This window comes from Pseudomonas fluorescens (assembly GCF_902497895.1).
GTDB lineage: Bacteria > Pseudomonadota > Gammaproteobacteria > Pseudomonadales > Pseudomonadaceae > Aquipseudomonas > Aquipseudomonas fluorescens_BP.
Genome location: NZ_CABVHQ010000081.1, coordinates 1 through 23,342 on the forward strand (window position 1 = coordinate 1; position 23,342 = coordinate 23,342).

The window sequence follows — 23,342 nt, forward strand, 5'->3', positions numbered from 1 at the left end:
GCGTAGGAGCTGCCGCAGGCTGCGATCTTTTAGCGATTTGAAGATCAAGATCAAAAGATCGCAGCCTGCGGCAGCTCCCACAGGGGATTGGCCTACACCGGCGAAATGGCGGACGTACGTGATCGGCGTAGGAGCTGCCGCAGGCTGCGATCTTTTAGCGATTTGAAGATCAAGATCAAAAAATCGCAGCCTGCGCCAGCTCCCACGGGTCAGATCAGGTGAGCAGCGCGATCAGGATAATGAGCGGGATCGGCACACCGAGAAAAAACAGCAGTAGTGAGCGCATGGTCATTCTCCTGGCTTAGCGAACAGGTGGCAGCGTTGTGGTGCGGACGTAGGCTTCCTCGGTCTCGAGATACTCCACGGCATCCCGGCTACGACCGCCGAAGGTCGCGGCCAAGCTGGCAAAAAAAGCACCGCAGAGCAACGCGACAAACATCCACAGCGAAGTCCAGGCGGCGGCTTTGCTGGCGGTCTCGGCGGCTTGTCTGGCGTCCGCTACGGCCTGCTGGGTCTTGGCGAACACTTCGTCGACCCGGCGTTCGGCATCGGGCTGGCTGAGGTTGGTGCGCTGGGCGATCAGTTGCGCCAGATAGCTGCGATCCTCGACCGCCAACTGGCCGTCGTTGCTCAGGCTACGCACGAAGATCCGCGTCACCGTGCCGCGCACCGCATCATCGCTGACCGCCGCCGGGCGATCATCACGGAACAGGCTGTCGACGAAGTAGCCAAAATCGTCACCATGGCTGTTGCTTGCGGCATTGGCTGCCGCCCCGGTCATGGCGCTGGTTGCACCGGAGGCGACGCTGGCACCGGCCTGCAACCCGCCGCCGACGATACTGCTCAGCGAGCCGAGCACCAGCGTCGCGGTGACCAGGGTCGCGACCGCCCAGGCCAGAAAACCATGGGCAGTGTCGCGGAAGTACACTTCATCGCCGTGCATGTTCGCCCACTTCACCCGCAAGCGCCCGGCAAGGTAACCGCCCATGCCGGATGCAATGATTTGCGTGAAGGCCAGCCAGACAATGGTCGAGATGCCCAGACTCTTGGCGCTGATGCCACTGTTGGCCCACGGCGACACCGCCGAGAATCCCAGCCCGAAACCCAGCACCACCAGAATCAACGACAAGGCCGCCGCAGCCACCGCTCCGGCAAACACCGCCGCCCAGGACACCCCTGAGTGGCTGCTCGACTCATCCAGCGCAGTGAGATAAGTATCAGAGGATCTATTCATTGTTGTTCCGCTCCCGCCACGAAAATGGAGTTACAACTCTCAAGCGAGAAATTGCAGTCACCGTGCCAATCGCGAACTTTGGATAAATCGCTGTATTTCAATGAGTTGGTTTTTTTTCTCGGCGCCCGACCATGCAATTTGCAATAGCCGGGCAATATCGGCGGGTTTTATGCACTGGAGCTCACCTGCGGAAAAGCCCGACGACTCGCGCCGGGCGGTACTCGGCTGGTGCTTGAATGTCGTAGCAGCTGGCGAAGCCTGCGTTCGGCTGCGCAGCAGCCGTAATACGAAATAGCACATTATTGGCCGCAGATTGAGTCGTCCGGATTGCGATCGCTACGCGCTCGAACGCAGGCTTCGCCAGCTGCTACGAAAAGCAGTCGTGCGGCGACTTCGATACCCTTCCCTCAATCCTGGAAATTGGCCAGTAACGCCTCCAGCCCTTCACGGTAGATGCCGGTAAACAACTCCACCGCCGCGTCTTCGCTAACCCCGACCGGGGTAAAACGCCCCGCCCAGGTGACTCGCGAAGTTTGCCCGCTTTCCAGCATTTCAACGCGCAAGGTGGCCAGGTAGTCGGTCACCGGAAACGGTGCCTGGCTGATCGAATAGCTATAGGAACGCATGGCATTGTCGAAAGCCTCGAGACGCTCGACGATCACCAGGCCGTCCGCGGTGTGCAGGCTGCGCACCCGGCCGCCTTCGCTGAGTTCGCTTTTGGCAATGAACGGCAACCAGTCCGGTAGCGAGTTGAAGCCGCCAATCAATTGCCAGACCTGATCGGCCGAAACCGGGACATCGATGAACTCTGACGCGTTAGCCATACAAGTTTCTCCAAAAAATCAAGGTTAAAAAACTTCAGATCGCCATGCTGTCGACCACCCCACCGTCGACCCGCAACGCCGCGCCGGTAGTGGCCGAAGACAGCGGCGAAGCGATGTAGGCCACCAGGTTCGCAACTTCCTCGACCTCGGCCGCACGCTGGATGATCGAGGTCGGCCGCGCCTTGCGCACAAACTCATCGGCTGGCTTTCTGCTATTCGAAGCGCTCGCCACCGGCCAGAATCCCCGAATTGCAAGGGCCACCGACGACGATCTCGACCTTCTGCGCCAGCGCCGCATCCATCAAGCGTTGCAGGGCACGATCAGGGTCTGACTAGAGTGTAGCGACCGGCGGGATTTCGTTCACCACGCCGTTGCGGGCGGCCTGGCAGCGGATCAATCTGCGCCCGCTGGCGGAAACGTTCAGGAAGGTATTGACCGAGCCGGCGCAAGTTCCGGTATGAATACGGTCGGCGTAGGAGCTGGCGAAGCCTGCGATCTTTTGGCGATTTTGAGGATCGTCGAGGATCAAGATCAAAAGATCGCAGCCTGCGGCAGCCCCTACGCTGTCCCGGCGCGATCGAGATTGTTGCTCTGCAATTCGTAGCGCAGTTCTTCGATCAGGGCCTGGACATCTTGCAGGGTTTTCAGCGTTTCCAGACGCAGGCCGCTGACCACCATATCGACTCGGCCACTGACTGGATCGTAGACCCGCACGGTCAACGTAGACCCGGGACACAGGCCGCAGTGGCAGGTCAGCGGCAGGAAGCTCTGCTCCAGATAACCGCGCAACAACGATAGGGAAATCACCCGAGTGTGCCCGGAATTTTGCCGGCGACTGTATCGACCGCAGCAGTGATCTGTTCGCTGTACATGTAACGTTCCTTTGCCTGCTTTGAGGGGTTCGCGGCACCCATCCAAAAAGATGGATGTCGCACTCAAAGAGTAAGAAACGCCATTAGCCGGCAGAAGCTGAATTTGCACTGGTCGCCCTAGTGCATTTGCACCCTTACTGCTTGCCCTTTGCCCGGCGTTCTCCGGCGAACAGACCGCGCTCGCGGGCCCAGACAATCGCTTCACTGCGGCTGTGCACATCAAGCTTGGAATACACCGTCGCCACGTGATTGCGCACGGTGTTGGGCGCCAGCGTCAGGCGCGCGGCAATTTCCTTGTCCGCCAGCCCTTCGCAGATCAGCCTCAGGACATCCCGCTCGCGGGCCGTCAAGTCAGCAAAGGAAATGCTCGGCAGTTGCGGTGAATTCACGCTTTTCACATTGGCGAGTTTTTCGATCAGGGTGCGACTGAACCAGGAGGCGTCCTGCATCACTTCTTCAATGGCCGCAACCAGCTCCAGCTCGGTACGCTTGCGTTCGGTGATGTTCATCAGCACCAGCAAATAACACGGCGAATCCTGGATGCTGACCGTGTCGGCCGAGACCACGCAGTCGATCAGTTCGGCGCCTTTCTTGCGCACCTTCAGATCCACACCGTCCAGGCTTCCGGCTTTCTCCAGCGCCGCGAACAAGCGGGCACTGGCCTCGGGGCTCTCGATAAAGGCAATTTCTTCGACTGACTTGCCGAGTAACTCTTCGGCCGTGTAACCCGTGGTTGTCAGGAAGGCTTCATTGACATCGACCACCTGCAGGTTCTCGGCATAACACACCAGGATCGGCACCGGTGTCAGGCGAAAGGACTTGGCAAAGCGTTCTTCGCTCTGACGCAAAGCGACCTCGGCCTTGCGTCGCGGCTCCAGGTCCGTGAAGGAAAACAACATGCAGTTTTCATCATTGATATCCAGCGGTTGCCCGGCGACTATGACCAATTTGCTGCCGCCCTCGGGCAATCGCAGTTCGGCCTCCATCTGCGGAATGGTAGCGCCTGCGTTCAAGCGCTCGATGGCAAGGTCCTTGCGATCGGCCTCTTCAAGTACATCCAGCTCATACACCGAGCGACCGATGACCTGATCGCGGGCATAGCCGGTCATTTCCAGAAAGCCCTGATTGACCTTGATGTAACGCAGGTCACTGAGTCGACAGATGACCGCCGGTGCCGGGTTGGCGTTGAAGGTCTTTTCGAAGCGCTGCTCGGCGCTGGCCCAGTCGGTGGCATCAGCAAAAATCAGCACCAGGGACTCCGGTTCGCCTCTGCCATCCGTGAGAATCATGCTGCGGATGCGATGGACCCAGGTGCGTTGCTGGTCGGCGTTGGCGGTGACTTCAACGACCACATCGCTGAAGACCTCGCCTTTGGCGACACGGCTGATCGGGTAACTGTCTGCAAGGACCGGGTGGTTGTTGCGGTACCGCAAGGCAAAGCGTTTGGCATATTCCTGCGCATTGGCGCCCAGTTCGCTGACCTGACTGACGCCATGCATGGTCAACGCGGCTTCGTTGGCCCAGAGGATGGTCTGATCCGCTTCGATCAGGATGACCCCGTCCGACAGCCCGGAGATAATCTGCTGCAACTGACGGCGGTTGGTTTCGGTGGCTAGAACGTCCTGGCTCATCGGGGCTCCATTCAGTGCCCGCAACACACAGGCGCGGAATGCGCGAAGGATGCCGACACAATCTACGACCACAGGCGCCGGGCATCGTGCCGGAAGATCAAAAGATCGCAGCCTGCGGCAGCTCCTACAGGTTTTGCGTACCCTCGTTATTTATAGGGAGAACCGGATCGGCGCAGGAGCTGCCGCAGGCTGCGATCTTTGCGGTAACCACGACATATCCCGAAAATTGTTTCTCGGGCCAAGGCTGCAAAGCCGGCTAGTTTTATCGGTGTCATACACCTTCAGGAGGGCAATGGATTGCCTACCGCCGCCAATGGATGTCGCCTGCGTAAAGCACGTGTATCCGAAATCAATCGTATTTATCTGCTCACCGCTGTTGCTCACCAGCGCCAACCTGTATTCGGCGACTGGCGCTCGGGGCGCCTGGTGGTCGATCAGCTGCGCCTGGCCGACGAAAATCAATTGGCCACATCGCTGGCCTGGGTGGTGATGCCTGATCACTTTCATTGGTTGGTACAGCTGCAACGTGGTTCATTGGCTGAATTGATGTGTCGGGTAAAGTCGCGCAGCAGTCTTGCGATCAATGGTCTGAAGCGAGGTAACGACCGCGTCTGGCAGCGGGGCTATCACGACCGGGCGCTACGCCGGGATGAGGACGTGAAAGCGGCGGCGCGCTATATCGTAATGAATCCATTGCGCGCCGGGCTGGTCAACAAGCTGGGTGATTACCCGCTTTGGGATGCGGTGTGGCTTTGAGGCGGTAAGGGAAGCCTTTGAGATCTGAGGCGCACTTTAAAAGATCGCAGCCTGCGGCAGCTCCTACAAAAGATCGCAGCCTACGGCAGCTCCTACAAAAGATCGCAGCCTGCGGCAGATCCTACAAAAGATCGCAGCCTGCGGCAGCTCCTACGCCGACCGTGCATACCCTTGAATTATCAGGTGTACGCAAAATCCGTAGGAGCTGCCGCAGGCTGCGATCTTTTGGGGCCCCAAGGCCGGACCCCGAATGCAGACCCATTGCAGGTCTGCATGCCATGGCCGTTTAACCAAAGGGTTTCAGGCACTGCTGGCTTGAGTACTACCTGACGCGCTCGCGGCCTTTGAATCATGCGGATGATGATCCTGCGAAGCATGCAGAGGCTCAGCCAGCAGCGGGATCTCGTTACCTTCAGCATCATGCAGCTTGCCACCGCTGAAATAGTCACCTTCACGCAGTGCCGCGACATCCTGGAAGCACAGGCTGCGCTCGGTACCGGCGACGAATACCGACTGTTGATCCGAGTTGCCGGCGGTGAAGTGGTTGAATGCCAGGTTCAGGGCAATTGCCATGATTGCCGCCGAACTGATCCCGGAATGGAAGATGGTCTCGAACCAGCTCGGGAACTGATCGTAAAAGGTCGGTGCGGCGATCGGGATCATACCGAAGCCGATGGAGGTGGCTACGATGATCAGGTTCATGTTGTTGCGGTAGTCGACCTTGGACAGCGTACGGATACCGCTGGCGGCCACGGTGCCGAACAGGACGATACCGGCGCCGCCCAGTACCGAAGTCGGCACGGCAGCAATCACCCGTCCCATCACCGGCAGCAGGCCGAGGATCACCAGGAATAGTCCACCGGTGGCCACTACATAACGGCTTTTCACCCCGGTGACCGCCACCAGCCCGACGTTCTGCGCAAAGGCACTCTGGGTGAAGGAGCCGAAGATCGGAGCGAACAGGCTCGACAGCATATCGGCGCGCAGACCGTTGCCCAGACGCTTGGAGTCGACCTTGGTGTTGATGATTTCACCCACCGCGAGGATGTCCGCGGAGGTTTCCACCAGGGTCACCATGATTACGATGCACATCGACAGGATGGCCGCGACCTGGAAGGTCGGCATGCCGAAATGGAACGGCGTCGGGAACCCGAACATTGGCCCTTCGGTGACCTGGGAGAAATCGGCCATGCCGAGCAACACCGCAATCAGCGTGCCGATGACCATCGCCAACAGAATCGACAAGCGCGAAATCGTCGCACTGCCGATCTTGCTCAACAACAGCACCAGTACCAGGGTCATGGCGGCCAGGCCAATGTTCGACATGCTGCCGAAATTCGCGGCATGACTGTTGCCGCCCATGGCCCATCGCGCCGCCACCGGCATCAACGTCAGGCCGATGGTGGTGATCACAATCCCGGTCACCAGCGGCGGGAAGAATTGGGTGATCCTGGAGAACACCGGGGTGATCAGCAGCCCGATCAAGGAAGCCGCCATCACCGCACCCAATATTGCTGGAATACCCCCGCTGCCACCACTGCCGACAATTGCCACCATGGTGGCAACCCCGGCAAAGGAAACACCCTGCACCAGCGGCAACTGACAACCAAAGAAGGGTAAACCGAGGGTTTGCAGCAACGTCGCCAGGCCACCGGCAAACAGCGACGCGGCGATCAACAGACCGATATCCGCCGGAGCCAGCCCGGCCGCTTGACCGACGATCAACGGCACCGCAACGATCCCGCCGTACATGGTCAGAACGTGCTGCAGGCCGTAAGCCATATTCGCGCCGATCCCGAGTTTCTGATCCTCGGGCCGTTGTGGTGAAACAGAGGGCGTATTCATGGTGAGGGGGTCTCTGGTTTTTTGTTATGGACACACTGTATTCAATAGTCAGAACAAATGTCCAGTGAGATGTATACAATCCTCAGGAAACGCCGTCTCATGATTTCCTGCCAGGAGAGCGAAGTGCCCAGAATCCGCAGCCCTCAGGCCCAGGTATGAGGTAAAAAATTGCGCCTGAATACTGCCGGCCAACGTTGCCGAAAACCTTCCGAGAGGTACACTAAATACCAGATGCCGGCTTCACTCAAGCCGCATCAGGAGGTGTTTCATGCGTGCAACAGGCGCTGTTACCACCGTCTTGCTGATGTTGATGGTCAGCATGATGCAGCCGTTCGCCGCAACGACCTCGGTCGAGGTCAGCTTCAAGAATCCCGAGTCGTATCGGGATGCCAGCCTGAGAACTACCGGCTATGAAACCGGAGCCGACGATTACGTCATGAAGCAATTGCGCAGCGCGTTCGAGCAGCTCGGCAAGCGCTATCTGCAACCTGGGCAGGTATTGCAGGTTGAAGTCAGTGACATTGATCTGGCCGGGCGCTACGAGCCCTGGCATGTCAATGCCAACCAGGTGCGGTTCATGCGCGACATCACCTGGCCGTCGATGAAGCTGCACTACGTACTCAAGCTGAACGATCAGACGATCCGCCAGGCCGATGTCCAGCTCAGCGACAAGTTCTATCTGCAGCGTCCCGGCCGGGCTGCCCACAGCGACCGCCTCTACGCCGAAAAGGCCATGCTCGCGGACTGGTTCCGTACCGAGTTCCAGGCGCAGCATATCAGCGGCCGCAAGTGATAGTGCATACCCTGCTCGTGCAAACCTGAGCTGAATCGGCAACGGGCGCAGCAGGTAACCCCGGGAGCCCGACCATGTCCAACCTTCTGCTGGTGACCCTTGCTGCCCTGACCACCCTGACCGCCTGTTCCTCTGCGCAGGAGGAGATCTATCGGGACCAGCCGCTGGTCGCCAAGGTCAGCACCGGCATGAGCAAGCAACAGGTGATCGACATCGGCGGGCAACCGGTGGCGGTGAGCAATCGCACGGAAAATCCCGGCTCCTGTCTCGACTACCAGCTGTCTCAGGCCGGCCAGCGCCAGGCCTATCACATCAGCCTCGATGCACGCGACAAGGTGGACCACCAGGGTTTTACCGACTGCGCCGGGTGGGCGCTCAGGGAACAGGCTGACAAAGAACGCAGGGAGAATAGTGGCGGCGGGTATTAGGGAAGTTCCGCACCCGCGAGGCATCGGTATCTACGCATCTTTTAAGGGCTGCCGAATACTGTGGCGAGGGGGCTTGTCGGAACGCCGCACCGCCCCGCTCGGCTGCGCAGCAGTCGTAAAACCGGCGGATGCGTTCTACCTGGAAAACCGCGATTGCCGGTTTTAGGGCCGCTTCGCGACCCAACGGGGGCAAGCCCCCTCGCCACAGGTAGGGTGTTCGGCCAACGAGATGTGTAGATACCTATGCCCGCCAGGTAAAGCGAGTCAGATGGCTGGCGGGTTGATCAAGCGTTGGATGATCTGCCTCAGCTCGGGATGTTGCGGAACCCGAATCCCGAACTCGCTGTGCAGTAGTTCGATGAGTTCGTCAGCGTCCGTCAGCTCGCGCCGCTCGCTTTCAAGCCCCATCCGATGCAGGGCATAGCTGCCGTTATTGAGCGTTCGACGCAGCCCCTGCCCCGTTCTCGCCACCATCAGCTGCCCAAGGAACGGCGAGTCCTTGTGGGTCGAGACGTACCAGTTGCCTATCTCGTAATCGATCGCCGCCTGCGGCTGCAGATAAAATACATAGAGTGCGCGCCATTCGCCGGCGACCTTTGCCCGCAGGGTGTAGCTGTCCTCTCCCTGCGTTATCCGATACGGCTCATGGGGTGTTGGCTGTTCTTCTTCGGTGTCCAGCCGAAGTGGGGTGGTCGGCACCATGCCGCCGAAGCCGACGTCAGTGATATAGCGAGTGCCGTCCAGGGTCAGCACACTCAAGCGGTGGGTGCGTGCGGTCAACGCGTCCTCGGGACTGCCCATCACCACCCGCCCGGTAATGCCCCGCGCCTCGTACCCCAGCTGTTGCAGCAACGTCAGGAACAGGTTGTTGAGCTCATAGCAGTACCCCCCACGCCCGGCATGCAGGATTTTGCGTTCCACCGCTGGCAGATCGATCGGCACCGGAACCTGCAACATCGTCGACAGCGTTTCAAAGGGGAAGACGCTGGTATGGCGTAGCTGGAGTTCGCGCAGGGTTTCCAGGGTTGGCGCTGGCGGCGCGTCATAACCCAGGCGTTGCAAGTAGAGTTCGATGTTTTGCAGCTGGGGCTGGCTCATTGTCGAGTCCTTGCGCATGAGGGATCGCGTGCGCTCTATTCCTGCGCTCAGCTCATCAGGAAACGGACCGCCCTGCGGATGGGCGATAGATATAAGCCATTCCTACCCTGGAGCAACAATTGATTTAACCAATCACCCCACTCAACGCCGCTTGCGCGAGGCCAGGCGAATCCAGCACGGCGCATGATCGCTGGCGTGGGGCTGATTCCTGACCCAGGCATCGACCCCGGCCTCGTGCAAATAAGGGCTCAGGGCCCGGTTGAGCAGCAGATGATCGATCCGCAGGCCCGAGTTCTTCTGCCAATGCTGGCGAAAGTAATCCCAGAATGTATAGAGACGATCCTGCGGATACAGCCTGCGCAACGAATCAGTCCAGCCCTGAGCCAGCAAGCGTTGATAACACTCACGGCTTTCAGGCTGTAACAGCGCGTCCTTGAGCCAGGAGCGCGGATTGTAGATATCCAGATCGGTGGGCACCACGTTGTAGTCCCCGGCCAGCACCACCGGATGCTCGCTGTCCTGCAGCAGCCTGGCGTAATCGATCAGGCGCTCGAACCACGCCAGTTTGTAATCGAACTTTGGCCCAGGCTGCGGATTGCCATTAGGCAGATAAAGACACCCCACCAATACCCCATGCACCGCCGCCTCCAGATAACGACTGTGAAGGTCAGCGTCATCGCCCGGCAAGCCACGACGGCTTTCCAGCGGCTGCGCATCGCGAGCCAGAATCGCCACCCCGTTCCAGGAAGCCTGGCCGTGCCAGATCGCCCCGTAACCTGCCGCCTCGAAGTCCAGGGCTGGAAAGTCCTTGTCCGCGGCCTTGAGCTCCTGCAAACAGGCGATGTCCGGTTGCTCGCGCTCCAGCCATTCCAGCAAGTTGGGCAATCGGGCACGCAGGCCGTTGATGTTGAACGTCGCGATCCGCAGATTCTTCATGGCCAACGCTCGCCGTCAGGGGATGTCTGACATGTGACCCGCTGGCGCTGCGGTGGTTGCGTTGCTGAATGGTCGCCCGCTCCTGATCCGCTACGCTTTGAGCCTGTGTAATTGGAAGAAACACTTCTCCAACCAAGCCTGAACGACTGGCCGCTACCTTTATAGTCCAAAGCTGTCCAACCTTTGACGTGGGCCAACGCGGCTTCATCCAGTGAACTCTATAGTTGCGACAGGCTGAATTCGGGAATGTCGACATGGACAAGGTGACTCAAAACACCTGGCACAGCCAGACGCCGGAGCACTGCCTCGGGCAACTGCAAGCCAGTGAACAGGGGCTGAGTGCCTCGGCGGCGGCCGAACGTCTGGCGCGCTATGGCGCCAATCGCCTGCCCCAGGGGCGCGGCAATGGTCCGCTGAAGCGCTTCGCGCTGCAGTTCCACAACCTGCTGATTTATGTATTGCTGGCATCCTGCCTGGTCACCTTCGCGCTGGGCGAGTGGCTGGACAGCGCGGTGATTTTCGGCGTCGTGTTGATCAACGCCGTCGTCGGGTTTATCCAGGAAGGTAAAGCCGAGCAGGCGATGCGGGCGATCCAGCGCATGTTGGTGGTCGATAGCCGGGTCCGACGCGACGGCGAGGTGCTGTCCTTGTCGGCTGAAGAACTGGTGCCGGGCGACATTGTGCTGCTCGAGGCCGGCGAGCGGGTTCCGGCCGACCTGCGCTTGCTCGAAGTGCGCGACCTGCGCGTTGAAGAAGCCGCCCTCACCGGGGAATCGCTGCCCGTGGACAAACAGACGGAAGCGGTAGAAGCAGATGCCAGCCTGGGCGACCGGTTGAGCATGGCCTACTCCGGGACGCTGGTCAGTGCCGGCAGCGCAGTCGGGGTGGTGGCCGGCACCGCGGGTGATACTGAGCTGGGTCGCATCAGCCATATGCTGGGTAACGTCAGCGCGCTGCAAACACCGCTGCTGGCCGACCTGGCGCACTTTGCCCGCCAACTCACCCTGGTTATCCTGGTGATGGCGGCGGCCACCTTTGCTTTCGGCGTCGGTCTGCGCGGCTATGAGCCAGGAGACATGTTAATGGCGGCCGTGGGTCTGGCCGTCGCCGCCATCCCCGAAGGACTGCCGGCGGTACTGACCATCATCCTGGCCCTGGGTGTACAGCGCATGGCCCGGCGCCAGGCCATCATCCGCCGTATGCCAGCGGTGGAGAGCCTGGGGGCGGTGACGGTGATTTGCTCGGACAAGACCGGCACCCTCACCCGCAACGAAATGACCGTGCAGCAGGTGTTCACGGCGGCGCACCATTACCAGGTCGAGGGCATCGGCTATGCCCCCCACGGGCGGGTTTCCTGCGCGGCGGGTGATGGTTGTCAGCTGGATCATTCGGCAGATATCCAGCATCTGGCGCGAGCCGGTCTGCTGGCCAACCATGCGAGTCTCAATCTGGCCGATGCGCAGTGGTGCATCAGCGGCGACCCCACCGAAGCAGCGCTGCTGACCCTGGCTGGCAAGCTCGGCCTGGAGCTGCAGCATGAAGCGGCCAACCTGCCACGGGTGGATGCGATTCCCTTCAGTGCCGAACACCGCTGCACCGCCAGCCTGCACCAGCATCAAGCCGGGCACGGACTGATCTACCTGATTGGCGCACCCGAGCGCTTGCTGCAAGTGTGCAATCGACAATGGCGTGATGGACACGACGAGCCCCTCGACCTGGAACACTGGCACACCGCGCTGGAGCAAGGCGCTGGCCAGGGCCTGCGGATGCTTGGCCTGGCCTCGCGCACCTTGCCGGAGCCCCAGCCTGAGTTGAGCTACGCCGATCTTGATGGCGAGTATGTGCTGCTGGGGTTGGTGGGTATGCTCGACCCGCCGCGCGAAGAGGTGATCCAGGCCATCGCTGACTGTCATGACGCCGGAATCCAGGTCAAGATGATCACCGGCGATCATGCTGCCACCGCGGCCTGCATCGCCGGGCGCCTGGGCCTTGGCGGCAGTGCGCCGATGACCGGGGCCGAACTGGACAAGCTCGATGATACCCAGTTGGCCGCTCGCCTGACCGACACCCATGTATTCGCCCGCACCAACCCGGCGCAGAAATTACGCCTGGTGGAAGGCCTGCAAGCCAGCGGCGCGCGAGTGGCGATGACCGGTGATGGGGTCAACGACGCCCCGGCGCTCAAGCGCGCGGACATCGGCGTGGCAATGGGCATCAAAGGCACCGAAGTCGCCAAAGAAGCGGCCCAGATGGTGCTGGCCGACGACAACTTCGCAACCATTGTCCATGCCATCGAGGAAGGCCGCACCGTCTACGACAACCTGAAGAAATCCATCCTGTTCATCCTGCCGACCAGCGGCGGGCAGTCGATGATCCTGCTGGCGGCGATTGCCCTGGGCTGGACATTACCGATCACCCCGTTGCAGATCCTCTGGGTGAACATGATCACCGCCGTCACCCTGGCCCTGGCGCTGGCCTTTGAGCCCGCGGAAGCCGGGATGATGCGCCGGCCACCCCGCGATCCCCGCCAGCCGCTGCTCAGTCAGGTGCTGCTGTGGCGGGTATTGCTGATTTCGGCGCTGATGACCGTGGTCTCTCTCGGACTGTTCCATTTCAGCCAGGAGCTGGGCTGGAGCCTGGACGCCAGCCGGGCCCTGGCGGTCAATGCCCTGGTGGCTTGCGAAGTGGGCTATCTGTTCAGCAGTCGGCGCCTCGACGGGGTGGCGCATTTCGCCTGGCGTGACAACCCGATGGTCTGGAGCATGGCGTTGCTGATTGTGTTCCTGCAACTGCTGTTCACCGAACTGCCGCTGCTGCAGCAACTGTTTGCCACCGCCTCCATGCCATTGGAGGCCTGGGGTTGGTGCGGCCTCGCGGCGCTGCTGACCTGCGCCCTGGTGGAGCTGGAGAAAGCCCTGATGCGCTGGTATGGGAATCGGCGGATGGCAGACTGAGGGGGGCGTTGAAGAGGCGTTGCCCCTCCACGCTGCGCCGATAAAACCACCCGCGCGAACCGGACAAATGCTGAGCTAAGCTAAAAGCTCAACCGGAGGACTTTCCCATGTGTGGAAGGCTTTCTCAGTACCGGGGCATACACGACTTCGTCGCTGCATTGAGCATGCCCAATGCGCTGGTCAACACTGTGGGAGACCAGCCACTCGAACGGTACAACGTTGCGCCGACGACCCAGGTAGCGCTGCTCCACCTGGAAGGCGACCTATTGCATGCCGACCTTGTCCGCTGGGGATGGCGGCCGCAGTGGGCAACCGACCGTCCGCCGCCCATCAACGCCAGGGTCGAGAAGGTCATGCATGGCCCGTTCTTTCATGCGATCTGGCCGCACCGGGCGATTGCGCCGATCGACAACTGGTTCGAGTGGGTTTATGAAGGCGGCTCGAAGAAGCAACCCTACCTCATCCGGCGCAAGGACCGCGCGCCAATCCTCTGTGCCGCCATTGGCCAATATCCCGCCGGCGGCCGGGAACCGAGGGACGATGATGGCTTTGTAATCATTACTGCAAACAGCGTCGGCGGCATGGTCGACATCCACGACCGCCGGCCAGTAGTACTGGCTCCGGAACTGGCCCGGGAATGGCTCACCCACGCAACGCCAAAGGAACGCGCCGAGCAAATACTCCTGCACCAGGGCGAACCTGCCGAGGAGTTCGAATGGTTCAAGGTGGATTTCGCGGTGGGTAATGTGAGAAATGACGGAGCCAGACTGATCCGCCCTATGAGCTGATTTACAGCCTCGCTACAGATCAAAAAGGTCCGCTTCCACGCTACCATCACTGCGCTTTCGATGGTCGGCAGGTGCGTCACATACAATCAGCAGAAAAGGTCCAGGGCAGTCGGCTGTTGAAAAAAGCGTCATACCTTCTGCGTGATCATCTCCCTGGCCAAAGGGCACATCCAGAATCTTCTTGAGATCCTTGCTGAACACCACGCTCTCCCCGGCCGCCTGTACTCCGTTTGGCCAACGACTGACCGTAACGGGTCCATCGAGGTCCATTGTCGGTCCGGCAAGAATCAGCAAATCAGTTCCCTGCACGCATAAGTCTCGAACTCCCAATCCTCCCAACTCGATAAAGTGCTTGCGATAAAGGCGGCCGCGCTCACCGATCCCTGCCAACTTCAGGGTATGAGGATCGTGTTCTTCCACCTGCGGTTCAATTTCAAGAATGATTGCCCAGCCTCTCAATACCGGCCCTCGCAGGCCAATGAACAGACGTTTGCCAGCGGCGGCCAACCCTTCGATATCGAAACCGTTATCTTTGCCCGGAATCGCGAAAAACCCCTTCAAGTGCTCATCTTCCTCCAGTGCCTTGGTCAGAGCGTCCCAGGACTGTTCGCCGTGCAACTGGGCAGCTGTTCCCTGCAAATCCGTGGTCTCTCGCACAAGACTGATGGTGCCGTCCTGATCCACCACAGGGATCCGGGCCAACAGATAACGATTCCCGTCGCTACTGACCTTGCTCAGCCGTTCGATATTCTTGTGTCCGTCTCTTTGCGCTTCTGGTTGCTTGCGCTTGAGGCTATGGGAGCCGACCAACCAGAGATAGTGCTCGGTCTCATCATAGGCAAGTCCCTCTATATCTGCTTCTTCAAAATCTTGCACGGAAGTCGGGGGCGCAGGCAGACGCAGAAAATCATTCAACGCAAACTGCTGATGATCTTCATAAAGAAACTCACCCGCAGCCGTCTGGCCTTGGTAAACAAGACGCTCCAGGGTCAACTGTTCATCATTGGTAAGCCAAAGCGACTGACCGATCTGCAACACAGCCGATAATCCGTCCCTGAGTTTCTTCTTATCACTCGGATCAAATTTACTGTTCAACTTCAGCAGTACAGTCTTCATACGCCTCCTTTGAGCCACCTTAAGCTACAATCGCGCAACAGCTAACCCAGAACACTTTATAGTTTTCAGGCAATCACGCTGAACTATAGATTCCAGTGGAAAATACAAGGTGCAAGTTTCAGGCTAATTTGGAATAAGCAACTTGTGCGTTCATTTCGCTGGGCGTTTCCTTTATTGCTTATTTCCAAGAAAAGCTGAACTCCTGTCGTTGCGACGTTTCGTAATTCTATGGTTCGGATTTTTTCTGCAGGAGTGGCATTCATGGGCATTTCTGGAACACGACTGACCAGCCTTGCGCTGGGCCTGGGCATGAGTCTGACCTGCGCCGCAGCGTCCAACACCTTCGTCGATGAGGCCTCGAGCGCGGGGATGGCCGAAATCGAGACCAGCAAGCTGGCCTTGCAAAAAAGCAGCTCGGCTGATGTCAAAGCCTTCGCCAACCAGATGCTCACGGACCATAGCGCCGCCAATAAGGAACTGGCCGCACTGGCGGGCAAACTCGCCATCAAGGTTCCTGACGATACCGCCCTCAGTCGCAACGCGGAGAAAATGGCACTTAAGGTTCCGGATGGCGCCTCCTTCGATGCCGCCTACGCGAAACATCAGGTCGACGCTCATGAACAAACGATCAAGCTGTTCACCGAACAGAGCCGTTCCACTGCCGCGCCCTCAGAAATGGCAGCCTTTGCCAGCAAGACCTTGCCGACGCTGAAGCATCATCTGGACATGGCGAAAAAACTCCAGGCACAACATCAAAAAATCAATTGACCCGTGCATTGAGCTGGCGCCACAGCGGCTGCAAATGCCCGATCACCCGAGGAGGCCCTCATGGACAATTCGACTTCGTTGATTGGCACAGGCACTGCCTGCATCGACTATGTTCAAGACACCCTGTTTGGCCCGATTTCGAAACGTTCCGAATGCCAGGTCAGGCTTTTCACCCTGACCCTGGAGGACCAACCCGGGTTCGAACTAGTGGTCGAGGCACCACCGTCCGATCTGCATAAGGCGCATACCCTGAATGTTCTGCTGGACGGCAAAAAGTACATCGGCATCGTTCGACATAGCAAACGAGCCGACGACCAAGGCCTGGTGTTGCAGATGGAGATGCAGTAACCCGCGCGGCTCAAACTTGTTTGTTGGTCTGCGGGAAATCAGCTGGCCATGCTGATCGGCTTCTTAATGTGCAGGTTGTCCCGACCGGCCTGGAGTTCCGCCCGCAGTTCCGAAACGAGGCTGCAGATTGCGCTGCTGCTGACCAGCTCCGTCGTGGAGATTCCCGTAACGAAGAGATCGACTCGACCAGACGGTTGATCAAAAATCTGAACGCTCAGATATCCGTCAGGGTTGACCCGGCAGGTGCAGGAAAGAGGCAGGAAAGCCGATTCAATGATGTGGCGAAGTTCGAGGGTGGAGATCATCTAGCTTTGTCCCATGGGAAAAGGGTAATTTTCTTGTCGGATGAACCTCTATAAATCTATACGAACTTACACCTTTTTTAACCACTCTGTGACAGGCGGCACAGAAAAAATTCTCACAGCCGCTGCTTCAACCTCAGGCTCCGATGAGTAAAATAGATTTCTCCAATTTTCCATTCATCAAGGAGGCGAGATGCGACAGATCGACGTCAAACACATTGGTTTTTTTGGTATAGGGATGCCGAGCAATACGCCCGGTTTCTGGAAATATTTGAAGACGTAGATAAGCTTCCGAACACATTCCCTCAATGGCAGAAGAAGGCCATGAAGCTGCTGGAAAGCGTGACGCGCCAAGGCCATACCGCGACGAAAATCTACTCCACACCGCAGGAGTTCAAGGATTGGTGCATGGCAAACGGTACGGCGCTCAACGGACAGAGCCGGAGTGAATTTGCGAGCTTCAAAGCTGAACTGGAAACCACGGGACACATGAATCTGTTCCATGCAATTCATCGGGCGAACCAATCCGACTAACCTGCGATACGCCAGCAATACGGCGGCGATTGGCTCAATCATCGAACAGGAGGCACACGAATTTCTCCGGCCCGGCATTGATTTCTGACGCCCTTGCCGCAGGTCGCGAATGCCAGGTCTTTCCCCATGCAGACACGAACCTCCGACAGTTCGGGCCCCCTACAGATAATCGCGATGCCATCCGCGGGTATGCCCGGATTGCTCTGCCGGAATAGACGCGCGATCTCTCGAGCTTCGAAGTAATGCGAGGCGCTGAAGGGCTGCAGTTTCTCCGGGATCTGCACAGCAGCAACGGCCTTGTCTGCCAACTCCAGATAACCCGATGCCCCCAGACCACTACAGGTGCCATGCTTTTTCCACTCATGTTCAAGCAGCTTCTGCGTCGGGAACAACGTCAGCCCCCTCGCCCGCTCCGCTGGCGATAACGGAACCCGTGGTGCACACGACTGGGGCCAGCCACCCTGGGCGTACTGGGGCCAGAGACCGTGGAGCACAAAGCCGTAGCCTTTTCCCGAGCACTGCTCATTCTCGCGATGGGTCAGGCAAAACGTGGGCGACCAGGACAACGTCAGCAGATAATAGTCAAAGACCCCCGCCACCGAATCAGCCCGCTGCTTGCCGTCCCGGGCCTCGCTCATGCCCACGCTGAAAATCGTCAGCGCAACGAGCGCCCCCAATACCGACAGTTTTCTCAATTACCCTCTCCTTGGGACCGGAATCTCCTGCCATCCCATTCTTGTTGATTGGCAGCCAAGACCAAAAACATCTTTGTCGCTCTGATGTTTCAACCGCCCGACTCAGGGCTGTTGAATGGCGCCTGTTTTATCACTTTTACCCCACCAATTGGCGACCACAGAGAGGCCAATGCCAGTCAGTTAAGGAGTTTCCGACTACGCACATTCCTCGTAGCAGCTGCCGAAGGCTGCGTTCGGCTGCGCAGCAGTCGTAAAATCAAGCGCCACGGTATTCCCGACACACCGTGGAAGCAGGATGTACCGTCTTAACTGACTGGCATTTTCCGGCATCGCCAGCCACCCATTGCCGTAGGTCAAGGAAATGCTTCAAGTCCCATCATTTGCACGAATTCCGGAGTAGCCTCTACTCATCGTCATAGGAGCCTGAAATGAAAATTCGAATCCAAGCTGTAAGTTATAACGCTGATTTAGAACCAGAAATTTTCTCGGTCCGCCTTCTCCTGGAACCAGATGATGGTTATGAAGGCGTCTTCATGGGAGAGACCGTCGTGACAATCCCCTTTGATTCCGAGCTGACGTTTTCGCAGATTGAGCAGAAGGCTATAGCCGAGGCAAAAAGGGTTATCTGACAGAGACCGGGGCAGGCACCTAGGGTGGTTGGTTGCGTTCGCTTTATACAATAAAGCGCTTGGGGTTCAAGCGAGTGCATGAACCCCAAGCGGTGTATCGGTCGTTGTGGTGAAACAGTTGTAAGCCTGTTCAGGACGAGACAGCGCATTCGCCTGGAAAAACAAACCCGTCACCTTCCCCACTACAGCTTGTTCTGCCTCGCCGCTACAGCCGGAAGCCCGGCTCGCTGCAAATCCAGAACGGGCAGTTCCGAAGGCAGATTCAACGCCCGCAACACGGCTAAATCGTGCCCGTACACATCGGGTTTAAATGCCACTCGCCCGCCCTCCTTCAAATCCACTGTCCAATAGGCCAGTAGCACCGGCACTTTCACCGGGAGCCTGATGTTTTCTGTCTTGCCGTTGGCCAACTGTTCCTGAATGGCGGCGCTGTTCCAGCGAACCGGATCGTTGAACAACAGTTCGACCAACTGCAGCGGGTTTTCGACCCGGATGCAGCCGGAACTGGTGGCGCGGCGTGATTGAGCGAACAACTCCCGATGAGGGGTGTCGTGGAGATAAATCGCATATTCATTGGGAAAGCGAATCACAACCTGGCCGAGGGAGTTGTCAGGGCCCGCATCCTGACGCAGGGTAATGCCGCGCGGGTTGTTCCAATTGATAGTCGACGGATCGACGACAGCCCCTTGCCTATCAATCGCTCGAATAAGATTGGCTTCGAGGTAATGCGGATCTTTTCGAATCTTGGGGAGAATGTCTTTGACCAGAATCGTCGGGGGCACTGTCCAGGTCGGATTGAAGGTTATGTACGTAATCTCGGATTGAAATACCGGGGTGCTGCGAAACGGTTTACCGACCTGCACCCGAGAACGCCAGATAGCCTTGCCGTCGCGATAGAGCGCGACTTTGTACCCGGCGATGTCGACAATGACGAAGGTTCCCTGAAGCTTGTACAGCAGCCAACGGGCGCGTTCCATGTTGACTCGGACCTGGTCTATCCGTGCCTCGATGGGTACATTCAGCGCAGCGAGTGTCCCCGCTCCCGCAACACCGTCCACTGGCAGGTATTGCTCGGTTTGAAACCTTTTAACCGCAGTCGCCACGCTCGCGTCGTAGTCAATCCGCGTGGTCATTTGCTCGGCCAGATAACCGGCAGCCGTCAAACGGGCCCGCAACTGCGCGACTGAAGCGTCGAGCATTCCCGGTTTGAGCACCTGCCCTAGCGTAATCTGCGGCCAGCCGCCGACATCCCGAACCGCGCGCAGTCGCGCCAACCCCTCTCGCAACGTGCCGTAAAGCGCTTCCTGTGGCGGCGCTTGATCGAACGCACGGGCTACGTCGTGGGCGTCGAGGGCATCGAAGAAGGCTTGGACGTCTTCACGAGGATCGACGTCGACCGGGTCGAAGTTCCAGTGTATTTCCAGACGATAAGGGTCGACTTTGCCGCGCCGAAGCTGCAGCAACGCCGTAATGTAAGTCTGGGTGGCGGCTATATCAAATGTCGCGCGTTGTGCGGGAGTTGGCAGCGCTGTGCCCATCGCCACTTGAGCCCTGGCCAGTTCATCAATACGGAAATCAGCAGGATCCAGACCGTCGGCCTGAGTGTCGTTCAGGCGCTTCAACAGTTGGGCGACGTCGCTATCCTCTGTCCAGGCAGCACGAAAGCTTCGCTGAGCGTAAAAATCGACGACCGCGCGACTGACATCCACCCGTTGGTGGCGCGGTGGGACGGCCGGCAGAGGGGAAGCCGTCGAGCCACTCAGGGCAAGAAGTGCCTGGATTGCCTGAGCCACCGGGTCGTCCGGCGCAACATCAATGACGCTAGGTGATGGCGTAGGCGCCGGGATCGGCGAAGATTGCGCTGTCGCCGAGCTGCAGATCAGGAGTCCAATAACCAAAAAGCGGCTTAACAGGGATAAATTTGATAGCTGGCGCATGAATAATCCTTAATTTCCCGTACACAAGGGCTAGCATCCGTCACACTGCTAGACTGGTACACATTCCGATGAGATACGCACATGCCGCTAGACCGCTTGGGCTTTTTAATGTCGGCCCTGCTTCTGCTGTCCATTCCAGTAGAGGCAGCCTACGCCGATTCGCTTGAAGCCGCGCTGGTCAAAGCGGCTCCAGACGCTAACGCCAAAGTTATCGCACTGGCCGTGCGTGCGTCCCAGTGCAGCCAGGCGCAAGGTGCAGTGCCTGCGCAACGGCTCGCGGTGATTGACTATTCCCTGCCCTCGACCGAACAGCGGTTGTGGGTTTTTGACCTGAAACAGCGCAAATTACTCTTTCACGAACTGGTCGCCCACGGTCGCAACAGCGGCGAAAACATGGCCGTTCAATTTTCCAACCAGAACGAAAGCAACGCCACCAGCCTTGGCTTGTACAGGACCGCTTCAAGCTATAACGGTCACAATGGCTATTCCTTGCGCATGGAAGGATTGGAGCCTGGATTCAATGATCGTGCATTCGACCGGGCCATCGTCATCCACGGGGCGCCGTATGTCAGTCCCGATCTGGCGCGCTCCAACGGCCGTATTGGCAGAAGTCTGGGCTGCCCCGCCGTGCGCCCTGCCATTGCCCATAAACTGATCGACTCGATGAAAGATGGCCAGCTACTGTTTTCTTATTATCCTGATCGGCAGTGGCTGAAATCGTCTTCGTTTATCAACTGCAATAAGACTACTGTGGCTGATGTGTCCCAGCCGGGTACAGATTATTAAAGATTGATGGTTTTTCCGTTCTGGCGTTCACATTTTTTTCACGTTCCGGGGCGTAGTGTTACTCCTGCTCCTCGCAAGATCTGAAAGCCCGCTAATCCCCATCGCGGGCTTTTCTTTGCCTGAAATTTGATAAAGATACCTATCGCAACCGCCAGCAGGCGGCGGTCTGCGCTCGGCCTCATGCACCAGAAGCCTGCTTTCGCACCCATATGTCCTATGCTCATGGCAGTAAACCTGCCGTCGCCCTTGGTGAGTCCTGGCTAATCAGGACACCCGGAGCAGAGATGACAATCAACATAGGGGGGCGGCGCCATGATAAAACCTGACTATTCAGCCTGCATGAAATGGGTCGCAATCTTTGCTATGGCGACGACCCTGATTGCCGGCTGCAACAAGAAGGAGGACCCCATTGCTCAGGCCGAAAAGAAAGACGTGGCCCAAGGCATAGCCGCGCCAAGCGTCACCGAAACCAAGGCCATTGCCGAGGAAGCCTTCATCTACGGCCTGCCCATCGTGATGAACTACGCCGTGATGTATGAATTTGCCGTGGACACCAAGTCCAGTCAATTCAAAGCGCCCTTCAACCAGATCAACAACCAGCACCACGTTGCGACCTACGAAGACACAGCGATCGTCACCCCGAACAGCGACACGCCTTACTCGATGATTTGGCTGGATCTGCGCGCGGAACCGATGGTGATCTCGGTACCCGCAGCGCCAAAAAAGCGCTACTACTCAGTGCAGTTAATCGACGGCAATACCTACAACTTTGGCTACATCGGCAGCCGCGCCACGGGAAGCGAGCCGGGTGATTACCTGGTGGTCGGCCCCGACTGGACAGGCCAGCCGCCCGCCGGGATCAAGAAGGTGTTTACCTCGACGACCCCCTTCTCGCTCACCGTCATCCGGACCCAGCTCTTCAACGCCAAAGACATGCCAAACGTGGAAAAGGTGCAGGCGGGATACAAAGCGCAACCACTCTCCGCCTACCTCAAACAACCCGCCCCGCCGGCCGCACCGACCATCGATTTCCTTCCAGCCAGCACCCCGGGGATCAAGGCGAACTTCTACGAGTACCTGAACGCCGCCCTGCAGTTCGTCCCACAGACACCGGAAGACAAGGAAGTCCGGGCCAGACTCGCCACTATCGGCATCGGCCCGGGCAAGACCTTTGAATTCAAGGAACTCTCGGCGGAACACAAGGCTGCCGTCCTGCTGGGCATGAAGGAAGCCGATGATAAAGTAGAGAAGTGGCTCTCCAGCGGGATGAAAAACATCAACGGCTGGAGCATAGGCTCGATGTTTGGCGACCGCACTTTCTTTAATGGAGATTGGCTCAAGCGTGCCGGCGCGGCCAAGGGCGGTCTCTACGGCAACGATGCCGTGGAAGCCTTGTACCCCTTCGCCCGCACCAACGCGACGGGCGAAGCACTTGACGCCGGCAAGCACAACTACACCATCACCTTCCCCGCCGGGCAACTGCCGCCGGTGAATGCTTTCTGGTCGGTAACAATGTACGACCGCACGAGCCAGCTATTGATCAAGAACCCGCTCAATCGCTACCTGATCAACTCACCGATGCTGCCGGGCATGAAGAAGAATAAGGACGGATCGCTGACGCTCTACATCCAGAAGGATTCTCCTGGCAAGGCAAAGGAAGCCAACTGGTTGCCCGCTCCGAATGACACTATCTATCTGGTGATGCGCTTGTACTGGCCTAAAGACACGCCACCTTCGATCTTGCCGCCTGGGGGCGGGACGTGGCAGCCTCCGGGGGTGGTGGTGGCGAAATAGGGACGTGCGTGTGCCACGGGGTTCCGGGTTGCATGTGCTCGACGCCGAAGAAGAAAGGCCCACTCATGGGGCAATGCTGTTCACTTAAGCTCGGGTTTCAGGCACACACACACAGGCGTAGCGAGGGGGCGGTGGATCAAGAGCCGGTCGGCTTGTATTTTGTTGATTGGGTACATATCCGTTGCTGCGGTCACGGCGACTCAGGGTTCCGCCCTTACGGCGGGTCACTTGGAAAAGCCCCAAGTAACCAAGGGCTCTTGCCCCTTTCGTTCG

22 protein-coding genes and 3 pseudogenes are annotated in these 23,342 nt (G+C 58.6%); 12 read left to right on the plus strand and 13 right to left on the minus strand.

The window, feature by feature from the left end; all coding sequences use genetic code 11:
- Positions 1-301: 301 nt before the first annotated feature.
- From F8N21_RS26755 to F8N21_RS26770, 4 genes and pseudogenes are all read right to left on the minus strand, one after another.
- Complete coding sequence (locus F8N21_RS26755; protein WP_150644992.1) at positions 302-1,234, minus strand: HU family DNA-binding protein; 933 nt, start codon at positions 1,232-1,234, stop codon at positions 302-304.
- Positions 1,235-1,641: 407 nt separating this feature from the next.
- Positions 1,642-2,058, minus strand: coding sequence for an SRPBCC family protein (locus F8N21_RS26760; protein WP_150644993.1), 417 nt, complete (start codon positions 2,056-2,058; stop codon positions 1,642-1,644).
- Between the two features lie 34 nt (positions 2,059-2,092).
- A pseudogene (locus tag F8N21_RS26765) lies at positions 2,093-2,269 on the minus strand (SDR family oxidoreductase); the annotation flags it as partial.
- A 4-nt stretch (positions 2,270-2,273) separates the two neighbouring features.
- Positions 2,274-2,409: pseudogene (locus tag F8N21_RS26770) on the minus strand (aldo/keto reductase); the annotation flags it as partial.
- A 3-nt stretch (positions 2,410-2,412) separates the two neighbouring features.
- On the opposite strand from F8N21_RS26770, the pseudogene F8N21_RS31160 reads away from it, so the two are divergent.
- Positions 2,413-2,520, plus strand: a pseudogene (locus tag F8N21_RS31160) (LysR family transcriptional regulator); the annotation flags it as partial.
- A 97-nt stretch (positions 2,521-2,617) separates the two neighbouring features.
- On the opposite strand, the gene F8N21_RS26780 reads toward F8N21_RS31160, so the two are convergent.
- Complete coding sequence (locus F8N21_RS26780) at positions 2,618-2,866, minus strand: DUF1652 domain-containing protein (RefSeq protein ID WP_150644994.1); 249 nt, start codon at positions 2,864-2,866, stop codon at positions 2,618-2,620.
- 199 nt (positions 2,867-3,065) lie between these two features.
- Positions 3,066-4,562, minus strand: coding sequence for a helix-turn-helix transcriptional regulator (locus F8N21_RS26785; protein WP_150644995.1), 1,497 nt, complete (start codon positions 4,560-4,562; stop codon positions 3,066-3,068).
- A gap of 297 nt (positions 4,563-4,859) precedes the next feature.
- Here F8N21_RS26785 and F8N21_RS26790 point away from each other — a divergent pair, with 297 nt between their 5' ends.
- Positions 4,860-5,318: an REP-associated tyrosine transposase gene (locus F8N21_RS26790; protein ID WP_150644996.1), complete on the plus strand. Its 459-nt coding sequence runs from the start codon at positions 4,860-4,862 to the stop codon at positions 5,316-5,318.
- Positions 5,319-5,618: 300 nt separating this feature from the next.
- Here the strand turns inward: F8N21_RS26790 and F8N21_RS26795 are convergent, their stop codons facing one another.
- On the minus strand, positions 5,619-7,163 hold the full coding sequence (locus F8N21_RS26795; RefSeq protein WP_150644997.1) for a nucleobase:cation symporter-2 family protein: 1,545 nt from the start codon (positions 7,161-7,163) through the stop codon (positions 5,619-5,621).
- Positions 7,164-7,431: 268 nt separating this feature from the next.
- On the opposite strand from F8N21_RS26795, the gene F8N21_RS26800 reads away from it, so the two are divergent.
- Complete coding sequence (locus tag F8N21_RS26800) at positions 7,432-7,956, plus strand: DUF3016 domain-containing protein (RefSeq protein ID WP_150644998.1); 525 nt, start codon at positions 7,432-7,434, stop codon at positions 7,954-7,956.
- A gap of 74 nt (positions 7,957-8,030) precedes the next feature.
- Positions 8,031-8,384, plus strand: coding sequence for an osmotically-inducible lipoprotein OsmE (gene osmE, locus F8N21_RS26805; RefSeq protein WP_150644999.1), 354 nt, complete (start codon positions 8,031-8,033; stop codon positions 8,382-8,384).
- A gap of 264 nt (positions 8,385-8,648) precedes the next feature.
- Here the strand turns inward: osmE and F8N21_RS26810 are convergent, their stop codons facing one another.
- On the minus strand, positions 8,649-9,482 hold the full coding sequence (locus F8N21_RS26810) for an arylamine N-acetyltransferase family protein (RefSeq protein WP_150645000.1): 834 nt from the start codon (positions 9,480-9,482) through the stop codon (positions 8,649-8,651).
- A gap of 141 nt (positions 9,483-9,623) precedes the next feature.
- The gene (locus F8N21_RS26815) at positions 9,624-10,418 is read right to left on the minus strand and encodes an exodeoxyribonuclease III (protein WP_150645001.1); all 795 of its coding nucleotides are present in this window, start codon (positions 10,416-10,418) and stop codon (positions 9,624-9,626) included.
- Positions 10,419-10,672: 254 nt separating this feature from the next.
- Here F8N21_RS26815 and F8N21_RS26820 point away from each other — a divergent pair, with 254 nt between their 5' ends.
- Positions 10,673-13,372 carry a cation-translocating P-type ATPase gene (locus F8N21_RS26820; RefSeq protein ID WP_150645002.1) on the plus strand — a complete coding sequence of 900 codons (2,700 nt, stop codon included), beginning with the start codon at positions 10,673-10,675 and terminating at the stop codon, positions 13,370-13,372.
- Between the two features lie 107 nt (positions 13,373-13,479).
- Positions 13,480-14,160 carry an SOS response-associated peptidase family protein gene (locus F8N21_RS26825; protein ID WP_150645003.1) on the plus strand — a complete coding sequence of 227 codons (681 nt, stop codon included), beginning with the start codon at positions 13,480-13,482 and terminating at the stop codon, positions 14,158-14,160.
- 12 nt (positions 14,161-14,172) lie between these two features.
- Here the strand turns inward: F8N21_RS26825 and F8N21_RS26830 are convergent, their stop codons facing one another.
- Positions 14,173-15,276 (minus strand): DUF3616 domain-containing protein, encoded by a 1,104-nt coding sequence (locus F8N21_RS26830; RefSeq protein ID WP_150645004.1) that lies wholly within the window; start codon positions 15,274-15,276, stop codon positions 14,173-14,175.
- A gap of 261 nt (positions 15,277-15,537) precedes the next feature.
- Between F8N21_RS26830 and F8N21_RS26835 the strand changes: the two genes are divergently transcribed.
- Together F8N21_RS26835 and F8N21_RS26840 are read left to right on the plus strand one after the other, a co-directional pair.
- Entirely contained in the window at positions 15,538-16,044 is a 507-nt protein-coding gene (locus tag F8N21_RS26835) for a DUF4142 domain-containing protein (RefSeq protein ID WP_150645005.1), read from the plus strand.
- A gap of 60 nt (positions 16,045-16,104) precedes the next feature.
- Entirely contained in the window at positions 16,105-16,392 is a 288-nt protein-coding gene (locus tag F8N21_RS26840; RefSeq protein ID WP_150645006.1) for a hypothetical protein, read from the plus strand.
- A 38-nt stretch (positions 16,393-16,430) separates the two neighbouring features.
- On the opposite strand, the gene F8N21_RS26845 is transcribed toward F8N21_RS26840, so the two are convergent.
- Entirely contained in the window at positions 16,431-16,697 is a 267-nt protein-coding gene (locus tag F8N21_RS26845; RefSeq protein WP_150645007.1) for a DUF1652 domain-containing protein, read from the minus strand.
- A gap of 321 nt (positions 16,698-17,018) precedes the next feature.
- On the opposite strand from F8N21_RS26845, the gene F8N21_RS26850 reads away from it, so the two are divergent.
- A complete protein-coding gene (locus F8N21_RS26850) occupies positions 17,019-17,228 on the plus strand; it encodes a hypothetical protein (protein ID WP_150645008.1) in 210 nt (69 codons plus the stop codon).
- Between the two features lie 38 nt (positions 17,229-17,266).
- Here the strand turns inward: F8N21_RS26850 and F8N21_RS26855 are convergent, their stop codons facing one another.
- Complete coding sequence (locus F8N21_RS26855) at positions 17,267-17,866, minus strand: ribonuclease T2 (protein ID WP_412071678.1); 600 nt, start codon at positions 17,864-17,866, stop codon at positions 17,267-17,269.
- A 485-nt stretch (positions 17,867-18,351) separates the two neighbouring features.
- On the opposite strand from F8N21_RS26855, the gene F8N21_RS26860 reads away from it, so the two are divergent.
- Complete coding sequence (locus F8N21_RS26860; protein ID WP_150645010.1) at positions 18,352-18,552, plus strand: hypothetical protein; 201 nt, start codon at positions 18,352-18,354, stop codon at positions 18,550-18,552.
- Positions 18,553-18,734: 182 nt separating this feature from the next.
- Here F8N21_RS26860 and F8N21_RS26865 read toward each other — a convergent pair whose 3' ends face one another.
- Positions 18,735-20,489, minus strand: a complete 1,755-nt coding sequence (locus tag F8N21_RS26865; RefSeq protein WP_150645011.1) for a L,D-transpeptidase family protein — start codon at positions 20,487-20,489, stop codon at positions 18,735-18,737.
- A gap of 81 nt (positions 20,490-20,570) precedes the next feature.
- Here F8N21_RS26865 and F8N21_RS26870 point away from each other — a divergent pair, with 81 nt between their 5' ends.
- Complete coding sequence (locus F8N21_RS26870; protein ID WP_150645012.1) at positions 20,571-21,275, plus strand: murein L,D-transpeptidase catalytic domain family protein; 705 nt, start codon at positions 20,571-20,573, stop codon at positions 21,273-21,275.
- Positions 21,276-21,590: 315 nt separating this feature from the next.
- Positions 21,591-23,069, plus strand: coding sequence for a DUF1254 domain-containing protein (locus tag F8N21_RS26875; protein ID WP_224788298.1), 1,479 nt, complete (start codon positions 21,591-21,593; stop codon positions 23,067-23,069).
- Positions 23,070-23,342: the final 273 nt, after the last annotated feature.

Coding starts and splice junctions, on each gene's coding strand:
- F8N21_RS26755 (WP_150644992.1), bottom strand. CDS start 1,234: ATGAATAGATCCTCTGATACTTATCTCACTGCGCTGGATGAGTCGAGC.
- F8N21_RS26760 (WP_150644993.1), bottom strand. CDS start 2,058: ATGGCTAACGCGTCAGAGTTCATCGATGTCCCGGTTTCGGCCGATCAG.
- F8N21_RS26785 (WP_150644995.1), bottom strand. CDS start 4,562: ATGAGCCAGGACGTTCTAGCCACCGAAACCAACCGCCGTCAGTTGCAG.
- F8N21_RS26795 (WP_150644997.1), bottom strand. CDS start 7,163: ATGAATACGCCCTCTGTTTCACCACAACGGCCCGAGGATCAGAAACTC.
- F8N21_RS26800 (WP_150644998.1), top strand. CDS start 7,432: ATGCGTGCAACAGGCGCTGTTACCACCGTCTTGCTGATGTTGATGGTC.
- osmE (WP_150644999.1), top strand. CDS start 8,031: ATGTCCAACCTTCTGCTGGTGACCCTTGCTGCCCTGACCACCCTGACC.
- F8N21_RS26810 (WP_150645000.1), bottom strand. CDS start 9,482: ATGAGCCAGCCCCAGCTGCAAAACATCGAACTCTACTTGCAACGCCTG.
- F8N21_RS26815 (WP_150645001.1), bottom strand. CDS start 10,418: ATGAAGAATCTGCGGATCGCGACGTTCAACATCAACGGCCTGCGTGCC.
- F8N21_RS26820 (WP_150645002.1), top strand. CDS start 10,673: ATGGACAAGGTGACTCAAAACACCTGGCACAGCCAGACGCCGGAGCAC.
- F8N21_RS26825 (WP_150645003.1), top strand. CDS start 13,480: ATGTGTGGAAGGCTTTCTCAGTACCGGGGCATACACGACTTCGTCGCT.
- F8N21_RS26830 (WP_150645004.1), bottom strand. CDS start 15,276: ATGAAGACTGTACTGCTGAAGTTGAACAGTAAATTTGATCCGAGTGAT.
- F8N21_RS26835 (WP_150645005.1), top strand. CDS start 15,538: ATGGGCATTTCTGGAACACGACTGACCAGCCTTGCGCTGGGCCTGGGC.
- F8N21_RS26840 (WP_150645006.1), top strand. CDS start 16,105: ATGGACAATTCGACTTCGTTGATTGGCACAGGCACTGCCTGCATCGAC.
- F8N21_RS26845 (WP_150645007.1), bottom strand. CDS start 16,697: ATGATCTCCACCCTCGAACTTCGCCACATCATTGAATCGGCTTTCCTG.
- F8N21_RS26850 (WP_150645008.1), top strand. CDS start 17,019: ATGAAGCTGCTGGAAAGCGTGACGCGCCAAGGCCATACCGCGACGAAA.
- F8N21_RS26855 (WP_412071678.1), bottom strand. CDS start 17,866: ATGAGCGAGGCCCGGGACGGCAAGCAGCGGGCTGATTCGGTGGCGGGG.
- F8N21_RS26860 (WP_150645010.1), top strand. CDS start 18,352: ATGAAAATTCGAATCCAAGCTGTAAGTTATAACGCTGATTTAGAACCA.
- F8N21_RS26865 (WP_150645011.1), bottom strand. CDS start 20,489: ATGCGCCAGCTATCAAATTTATCCCTGTTAAGCCGCTTTTTGGTTATT.
- F8N21_RS26870 (WP_150645012.1), top strand. CDS start 20,571: ATGCCGCTAGACCGCTTGGGCTTTTTAATGTCGGCCCTGCTTCTGCTG.